At 49.1% G+C, this 8,021-nt stretch carries 6 protein-coding genes and 1 pseudogene; 3 read left to right on the plus strand and 4 right to left on the minus strand.

What is annotated here, in order from left to right; genetic code table 11:
- Positions 1-269 precede the first annotated feature (269 nt).
- Positions 270-710, plus strand: a complete 441-nt coding sequence (locus ACLBXN_RS24375; protein ID WP_447613858.1) for a hypothetical protein — start codon at positions 270-272, stop codon at positions 708-710.
- Positions 668-862 carry a C-terminal helicase domain-containing protein gene (locus ACLBXN_RS24380; protein ID WP_447613859.1) on the plus strand — a complete coding sequence of 65 codons (195 nt, stop codon included), beginning with the start codon at positions 668-670 and terminating at the stop codon, positions 860-862. The genes ACLBXN_RS24375 and ACLBXN_RS24380 overlap by 43 nt, the downstream gene beginning before the upstream one ends.
- A 301-nt stretch (positions 863-1,163) precedes the next feature.
- On the opposite strand, the gene ACLBXN_RS24385 is transcribed toward ACLBXN_RS24380, so the two are convergent.
- Positions 1,164-1,460 (minus strand): H-NS histone family protein, encoded by a 297-nt coding sequence (locus ACLBXN_RS24385; RefSeq protein WP_447613860.1) that lies wholly within the window; start codon positions 1,458-1,460, stop codon positions 1,164-1,166.
- A 203-nt stretch (positions 1,461-1,663) separates the two neighbouring features.
- Between ACLBXN_RS24385 and ACLBXN_RS24390 the strand changes: the two are divergent.
- A pseudogene (locus tag ACLBXN_RS24390) lies at positions 1,664-2,627 on the plus strand (integrase core domain-containing protein).
- A gap of 176 nt (positions 2,628-2,803) precedes the next feature.
- Here the strand turns inward: ACLBXN_RS24390 and ACLBXN_RS24395 are convergent.
- From ACLBXN_RS24395 to ACLBXN_RS24405, 3 genes are all read right to left on the minus strand, one after another.
- Positions 2,804-3,748 carry an autotransporter-associated beta strand repeat-containing protein gene (locus ACLBXN_RS24395; protein ID WP_447613861.1) on the minus strand — a complete coding sequence of 315 codons (945 nt, stop codon included), beginning with the start codon at positions 3,746-3,748 and terminating at the stop codon, positions 2,804-2,806.
- 721 nt (positions 3,749-4,469) lie between these two features.
- Complete coding sequence (locus ACLBXN_RS24400; RefSeq protein ID WP_447613862.1) at positions 4,470-6,314, minus strand: sensor histidine kinase; 1,845 nt, start codon at positions 6,312-6,314, stop codon at positions 4,470-4,472.
- The gene (locus ACLBXN_RS24405) at positions 6,307-7,014 is read right to left on the minus strand and encodes a response regulator transcription factor (RefSeq protein ID WP_447613863.1); all 708 of its coding nucleotides are present in this window, start codon (positions 7,012-7,014) and stop codon (positions 6,307-6,309) included. The genes ACLBXN_RS24400 and ACLBXN_RS24405 overlap by 8 nt, the downstream gene beginning before the upstream one ends.
- Between the last annotated feature and the right edge of the window lie 1,007 nt (positions 7,015-8,021).

Below are 8,021 nucleotides of genomic sequence, written 5' to 3' on the forward strand. Positions count from 1 at the left end.
ACAGTTCTTTGCTAACGGGTCGTCTTGCCATGAGGGCTGCAAGCATAACTGCTCTGCGAGGGGCTATGACGAAGTGATGTTAGCCACTCTAAATCCGCGGTCTTTGCTTCATGCCAACACTCCTTGCGCCAGAGGCGGTCATTGTGTTGCATTGACCAGTTGAATCCACATACAAAAGTGGCCACACCCGCAATGTGTTCCTGCTGGTATCCCGGATAGAGTGATGCTTCGTAGTCACCGGTACGCCGTTGCTGAATCGCGAGATCGAGATGCATACGCTGTTGCGTATCACTGCCCATGGGCGCGGAGGCCTCACGCTTGCAGAGTTCCGCAAGAGCTACGCGGGCAAGCCGGAAAAGCGCTTGGCTCTGGCTGCGGCAATCCAGGGCTGGATGATCCGTCGAAGCAAAGACGTGCTCAAGGATCTGGGTGACAAGGCCCGCCAGTTCGTGCACTTGTCGCCGGAAGGTCTTGATGTTTACAAGGAGATATGCGGCGACATGACCTTGCAGGCGATGCCAAAGATCGTTCGACTGCGCAAGTGTCTTGAGGTTCTCAAGGTCTCATACCTGGTTGAAACAGTGCAGGCCATGGGAGAGGACGACAAGCTCATCATCTTCTGCGAGTACATGAGTGCGGTCGAGGCGCTCAACAAGCCCTGGCCAGCATGGGGCTGGGCTGCGTCTCACTGGTTGGCTCGGACAGCTTAAGGCGTCGGCAAGCAGCTGTAGATGCGTTCCAGACGAATGCAAGTATCATGGTATTCATCGGCACCACAATGGCCGCGGGCGTGGGCATTACGCTCACGGCAGCCAACATCGTGGCATTTGCTTCCATGCCGTGGAAACGAAACCGGCACTGATGCGCCAGGCAGAGGACCGGGCCTATCGCTTGGCCAGATCCGCGATGTCTTGGTCCTGGTGCCCATCATTCAGAGCACCATCGATGAGGGCGTACTGCAGCTGCAGGAGAACAAGCACACCTTGGAAGTTGAAGTCGTGGAAACTGCGAAGAGGGCATTGCCCAGCCAACAACGAGCGGCTATAGAAACTGTGCCAGATGAAGCTCCCGAGGAAGTGCAGGGCACTTGAATATGCCTAATTTATTTTAAGGACCCATAAAAATGGCCACTCAGTGGCCATTTAATCTCAACTCTGCTGTAATCATTTGATCTCAAACTGCGAGCGATCCTGATCCTTTATCCAGGTAGGAGGCTTTCCACGACCTGTCCATGTTTGACCTGTCGCAGGGTCACGATACTTAGGATCAACAGTTGCGCGCGTTGCCTTCGTTTTCCCCTGCGGGAATATGTCGTCTTGAGTCAATCCATATGTGGATATCAAGCTTTTAATCTGTTGCACGGCAGCGCCGATTTCGCTCTTACGAGCAGCTTCAATTTTGGCTTCGAGTGTTGCGCGCTGGGCCAGTAGATCTTTGTACGACACTGCCGAGGTAGGCATTAGTATGCTCCGTTAAAATGACAGAATATATTATAAGGCATTTTAAGAGAAGATATATGGTTTTTTAGACGAAGGGATTACGTTGAGCTTATTGTCAGCGTTAAATTCGATCCACGTTGGCTCTTCAGTGCTTTGTAGCATCTAAGATGCGGGCCCCAGGAAATCATAGTGCATTCTTCATGCTTTGAAAAGGAGAAAGCACTATGGCAATCCGCCTGCATGGCAGTGCCCGCATGACGCCGCGTATCCGCGCAGAACTCCAGCTAGCGATCGGCTCCCATCGGCACTTGGCCAGGCTCCACGGCATCAACCCCAAGACAGTGGTCAGTTGCGTGCACGCACCTCGGTGCTCGATGTGACCATGGGTCGTCGCGAGAAAGCAAGCCAGCATCTTTCCCTCGAGCAAGAACACGTGGCGATTGCATTGCGCAAACAAGGGCATCTGTCGCTGGACGATCTCATGTGGCAACTCCTGGAGACAGCACCCAAGCTCAGCCGTAGCGCATTGCATCGATGCCTGCAGCGTCACGGAATCAGTCGACAACCCTCAACGCAGGTACCAGGAAGGCACGGAAAGTTTGAAGAAACGACGCTGGACTTCGTTTACATCGACAGCACTAAAATGAAGATCTCCTGCGGCAAACAGCACATGTTTGTCGCTTATAGGCCGCGTCACATAATTCACGCATGTCGCGTTCTTGGACAGGGCCACGAAAGCCAATGCAGCGTAGTTCCCTCGGCAGGTGATTGTTGCCTTCCCGTACCGCATACATACCGTTATGACGGACAACGGCATGGCCTTTACGGGACAAGAACGCTTCAGAGGCGGCGTCACCGACACATGCATCGGTCACTTCTTCGAGCGCATCGGCAAGTTAAATGGCGTCGAGAAAAGGCATACGAAGCCATACCACCCCTGGACGAACGGCATGGTAGAACGCATGAACCGGACCATCATGGAATCCACAATCAAGGTGTACAAGTACGAGAGGCTGGAGCAGCTACGGGAGCATGTCCAGGCCTTCGTTCAAAGCTATAACTTCGGCAAGCACTTGAAGTGCGCTCAAGTGGAAGACACCATTCCGGGCGATTTGCGACGCATGGGAAAAAGATCCAAGCCGCTTTAGACTTCTTCCGTACCATCTCACTCAGGGACTGAACATCTAAGTCATCGAGCGATGCGCACCAGCTCACGCGAACCAGAACATTCTTCAATCTGTCGGGAAAAATGGAGCGTGTTGTCCGCTATCTAGAAGCTTACGTCCAAGAGCATTTGCGCGCTTCCCCTGATCTTGCCAAGCGCATCTCCACCACCGATAAGACCGGAGAAGGCAGCAGCGATGTCACCCGACCGTAGTCAACTTGGCATTGCCTTGCGAGATCACACCATCGCCAGTCAGCGAGCCGATTGTCTGGTCGAAGCCGCCCAGATCGAGTCGCGCGCCAGAATTTATAAAAAAGGCGCTATTTGGCGAAAAGCTCCTGGCTGAGCCTGCCTGCAAAGTCCCAGACATCACCTGAGTGGGGCCTGAATAAGTGTTGACTCCAGAAATCGTGAGCATACCGGCGCCTAGCTTAACCAGACCACCAGAGGTGGGAACGTCATCGCGGATATTTCCCGATAGGGTCAGACCAAAGTCCTGAGTGTCGATGCTGCCAATTCCTCGTATCCGGATATCGTTGCGAAGGCTTAGGCCGTCAATCAAAGCCTGCATTATGGTCATGTCTGACATGGTCAGGACTCCAGTTCCCAGAGCATTGGGTTGCCCCACACCAAGCATCCCCTCTTTCAATTGCGTACCACCGGAGTAACTGTTGTCACCCGCTAATGCCAAAGAGCCAGAACCTGTCTTGACAATACTTCCGACACAGTTTGCATCAACTGAAGTCCGCGCTGTCAGATATGACTGTCTAGGAACGTAGTTGTCATAAATCGCTTGATTCATGCTGCGCTGGATCTGCAGGCTTGTTAGCTGGGCCTGGGCGATGACTGCGGCAATCACGTTTATATCAGTGAAACTCGCTATGTAATTGGTAAACTCGCTGGCTGGAGGTCCAAAGCAGCGCCATCCAGGTCTCACATTCTTTTCATAAAGTAAGCGTAGGACTGTTGCCGTTTCGTTACCGTCAACGGCTGCTCGTGCTTCCCGATAACCAGAGAAGGAATGGTTGGCATCAAACATATTCTTCACAAGCTCTATTGCGCCCAGGATTTTCGGCACAGCTCGTGCCGCAAGGGATTCGATAGTCGGAAGCGGTACGTCCAACCTAGCTTTGAGTTTGTTCATGGTCGCAATCTTTGGGTGCAATTCTGATAGGCGTTTGATTAAACGTGCTTCCAAGAGGTCGTTAGTCTGGAAGTGTCAGCAGGCAGATGATGAGCGTTTGATCGATCTAAAAATTACTCAATTTTATTATTATTTTGTATCTGTGAATTGAATTCATTGCCCGAGACTAAGATTAAACATATCCGAGCCCGCTAAGTAATATATTTTGAATCAATCGAATAATATTTCCAAACTTTATTTAGCATGTTGCATCGATAAATCATCGACTGACTAATCATCGCCCCAATGATTTATTATTGAATATTAACGATTTCAATAAATATTAACATTTCAATGGATGATTTATCTTTTGAAAGCTATGCGATAACTGTCGCAACCTGGTTTTATATATTCGACGATTAGGTGAGATATGTCAAAACCGTGCAGCGTATAATAGGGTGCTGAGTCGTGTGCATAAAAGGTGCCATTGTCTCGCGAGACAAATACTGAGTTGGAAGAAAAAATAGGGATGCTAATGAGCCGTAGGTAAGGCGGTGCTATGCCCAGTGGTTAGGGTAGGATGCAGGCTTGATGCCTTGCTTGCAATTGGTGCATGAGGTTCAGGAGAGACAAATCCGCTAGCCAGCGCTTGCGAAAATCTACGCATCTTGCCGCATCCCGAAAATTGTATGTCGGTAAAAGTAGATTCACATCTACGTCGTTGGCTGATGCTTACCATTTCTCACTTTCGGACTCTTATATTAAAACGCGTTAAGACTCGAAAAAGTAGGGGGGGGCGGTTTGGGAATTTCAGCGTAAATTTGGTCCCTTTTCCAAGTGCGGACTGACAAGAAATTTTGCCGTGTGTTCTGTCCATCAGAGCTTTCACGAAGGACAAGCCCAGGCCGGTTCCTGGCACATGCGGCTGCCCGGGAGTGTGAAACCGCCGATATTGTTTGAATAAATTGGGGATATTTTCTGGGCTGATTCCATAACCATTATCAGATATCTCGAGAACAATATCATTATTCTCTCTTGACAACCTACAGTCCACGCGTGATTTTTCGGGGCTGAATTTTACTGCATTTTCAACGACATTGATAATGCCTCTTAGCAAGAGGCCTCGCTCCGCATATACAAAGAAAGCTTCATCATCCGTTTCCGTGATATTTGCCTGGATATTTTTACTATGAAAAAAAACTGCCAAGTGATCGTAAGCATCCAGCAGCACGCCGCGCAAGTCTATCTCTTCCGGCTCATAGGCAATCGTGCGCATGCGGCTGATGCTCACAAAATCATCAATCAATGTCAATGTTCTACGTGAGTAACTCTCAATCTTTCCAAAAAGCTCTGGCTCAGCTTCATAAGCATGAGTCGTTTTCGCCAAATCGAGCAAGGCAATGATTCCCGCTTGCGGAGACTTCATATCATGTGAGAGCTCTGAAAGCATCTTGTCTTTCTTGCTTGTCTGTGCGTAATTCGTGTAAAGTATAGACAATGTTCTTGAAAATCCGGCTAGCGGTGATATAAACCCGATCCAAAGCTTGAAGAAAAACCATATCAGTAGAATCTCCACTATCACTGCTATAGTGATAAGGATGATTGAGGTGCGAGTCACTTGCGAGCGATAGCATTTCCAGTGCTGCATGGCGTCTGCCATAGCACTGTTTCGGAGTTCAATGATTGATGCCATACCAGGTACATAAACGTCCGCAAATTGCGCCGGCGTCATGGCCTCTCCGACCTGCCATGGCCATAATTTCATGATCTCTTGGGCCCTTGTCAGTGAATTTTCAAAATACTCGCGCTGGACTCTTGTTGTTGCCTCATTGATACGCGTATTTTCTTCAATGGATTGCGCTTGTGCGAGCACTGAATCTCGCAACTGATAAATTCTCCCCTCAACGATTAATGCATCGTGAAGATCTGATTCTGTGAACTTCTGACTGCGCACTAATCCTTCTGTGAAATATGAACCGTAGCGACCCGCATACTCTCGAAATTCACCAGATAAACGTGCTAGTATGATGCTCGGCATCAGTTTGGGGGCGCCTGAGTTCGAAAATTGCGTGGCCTTATCCAGAAAAAAGACAAATGGTGATGTCGCCTGGAACATTTTTTCTGTAGCTGCCCTAATACGTCCTGGCTCTAATTGGGCCGGATGCAATGCATAAATGGCGTCGAATGAGGCGCGACCCTGCGTCAACTCTGTTCTTACGCGCCGTATATCAGCCCGCATGGAGCTGCAAACCAAGCAATCCAAGGAAACAAGGCGCTGCTCCAAGCCATTTAACTCCCGGTCGGTCCTGGCCCTCGCATCAGAGAGCTTGTTCTGTCGGGCTAAGTGCTCTTGCTCGGGAAAAGACCCAAGAAAAGAATTCGCAGGGCCGCGCTCTGCCGACACTGCCTCGTAAGCCCGTAGCCCGTCCTGAATTAGTAAAAGCCCTGCCTCGGTGTTCTGGATTGATCGATATGTCTGATACTGAACGAACGAGAGTCGCGAAATAGGGAGCACCAATATAATTGCCAAGGCTATGCAACCGAGAAAATACTCCGGTTTCAGATTGCATTTTTTGCGTTCAGACATGTTTTCTCAACTGGCAGATTTCAAGTCGATAGCCGTAGTTGTAAAGCGCGGAAACCTTCAAACCATGATCCGGGCGTAAGCCAAGCCGCGATCGAAGATTGCTGATGTGCGTGTCCATTGTGCGGGAATCCGCACCTTCCGCTCGCCCCCATACTGCAATGCGAAGTTGTTCACGGGACACGACATGCCCTACATTTTGAAAGAGGTGCCAGGCCAGTGAGAATTGGATGGATGTTAATTGAATTTCCACACCATCCCGGTAGGCTGTGCTGCCGTTTCGATCAAGCTTAAACAGGCCAATTGTGATCGCCAATCGCTTTGAATTTTCCTTACGGGCTGTGGCTGCTTCAATACGAGCCAACAGCTCCTCCCGATCTGCCGGTTTCCTGACAAAGTCATTGGCACCCGCGTTGAGTGCCTCAGCAGCATGGTGACCGCTGCTACGCATAGTCAAGATAATCGCTGGCGTGTCCCTGTGATGCTTTAGCCGTGCCCACGCCAGCACATCAATGCCGGAGAAATCTGGTAATTCCCAGTCAAGTAGTAGAAGATCGTATTTCGAAATCATTAGATTTTTAATGATTTCACGGGAAGATTGAAACACAATAACTTCATGTCCTGCTTCCCCAAGCCATCTTGACACCAAGTCTGCCTGCACGAGATCATCTTCCAAAAGTGCAATCTTTAAACGATGGTTCATATTTTTATTCAAAATTAATTGATGGGCATGAGTGTTATTCGCGATTTTTCGTAATAAACTAATAAATTTATAATATTTATTTCTATTTGTTAAAAAAGTATCAATGCAGCCCGATTCTAACCACCATAATGAGGATGGCTGACGCCTATGCTCTCAACTTTAATGAAAATTAACATTTGCAGGTGGGCATTCTGTCTTGAGGCTGCGCTAAGCATCCGGGGGCGATGTCTTGATATCACTAGAGGAAAGAATTAGGTCGATGATCAAAGGCTAAGATTGAGATAATGTGAAAAGCAGCCAAGGAGGCAACACATGTCCTGTCAGGTGGTCTCACCAGGGTTGATTTGAGTTGGCTCTTGGGTGCCGCCAGCCTTTCTCTTATAGGGAGCAAGGCCCCGTAGATGCAGGACGTCTCCTGTAGCAGAAATCCTTTAAGTTTAGGCTTGCAGCGCAGATGATCATCAAGAAAAAACCAGCTAAGCTGGGAATTAGCCAATACATAGCAACTGCACGCGCTCTTTGTTGTCATGGGTTTCCGGTAAGCAGTAATCATTGTTCAAGTGATCGGCAAGGTCACTGTTAGCTTCATCAATAGCAATGCCCATACTTAGTGGGATTAGACTTTCTATGTTGAGATACTCACTTGCTTGAGTAATTGGGGTCTGGACTGGTAACAATATAGGTGGATCAGATGCAACAAAATGATTCCTGGTTGCCCATTTTGGGTGTAGCAAGGGAAAATGCCTATGAGATCTGTAGCTGGTTGTTGGGGAATGCACTGGAGTGGTGCATGGTGCGGCGGTCAGCCGAATGAAGATCTGGCACTCTCGTATTGCGCGAGAGTGGCTGCGTAAGCCGACGCGATCGCTATAGCCATGACGCCCATGTCAGGTTGAACACTCAATTGACGAAGGCTTAGAGTGGCTAACATCACTTCGTCATAGCCCCTCGCAGAGCAGTTATGCTTGCAGCCCTCATGGCAAGACGACCCGTTAGCAAAGAACTGT

The sequence above is a fragment of the Comamonas sp. C24C genome (assembly GCF_053345995.1).

What these genes read in the sequence shown, in the direction of transcription:
- ACLBXN_RS24405 (WP_447613863.1), bottom strand. Translation starts at nt 7,014, where the DNA reads ATGAACCATCGTTTAAAGATTGCACTTTTGGAAGATGATCTCGTGCAG.
- ACLBXN_RS24380 (WP_447613859.1), top strand. Translation starts at nt 668, where the DNA reads ATGGGGCTGGGCTGCGTCTCACTGGTTGGCTCGGACAGCTTAAGGCGT.
- ACLBXN_RS24385 (WP_447613860.1), bottom strand. Translation starts at nt 1,460, where the DNA reads ATGCCTACCTCGGCAGTGTCGTACAAAGATCTACTGGCCCAGCGCGCA.
- ACLBXN_RS24395 (WP_447613861.1), bottom strand. Translation starts at nt 3,748, where the DNA reads ATGAACAAACTCAAAGCTAGGTTGGACGTACCGCTTCCGACTATCGAA.
- ACLBXN_RS24400 (WP_447613862.1), bottom strand. Translation starts at nt 6,314, where the DNA reads ATGTCTGAACGCAAAAAATGCAATCTGAAACCGGAGTATTTTCTCGGT.
- ACLBXN_RS24375 (WP_447613858.1), top strand. Translation starts at nt 270, where the DNA reads ATGCATACGCTGTTGCGTATCACTGCCCATGGGCGCGGAGGCCTCACG.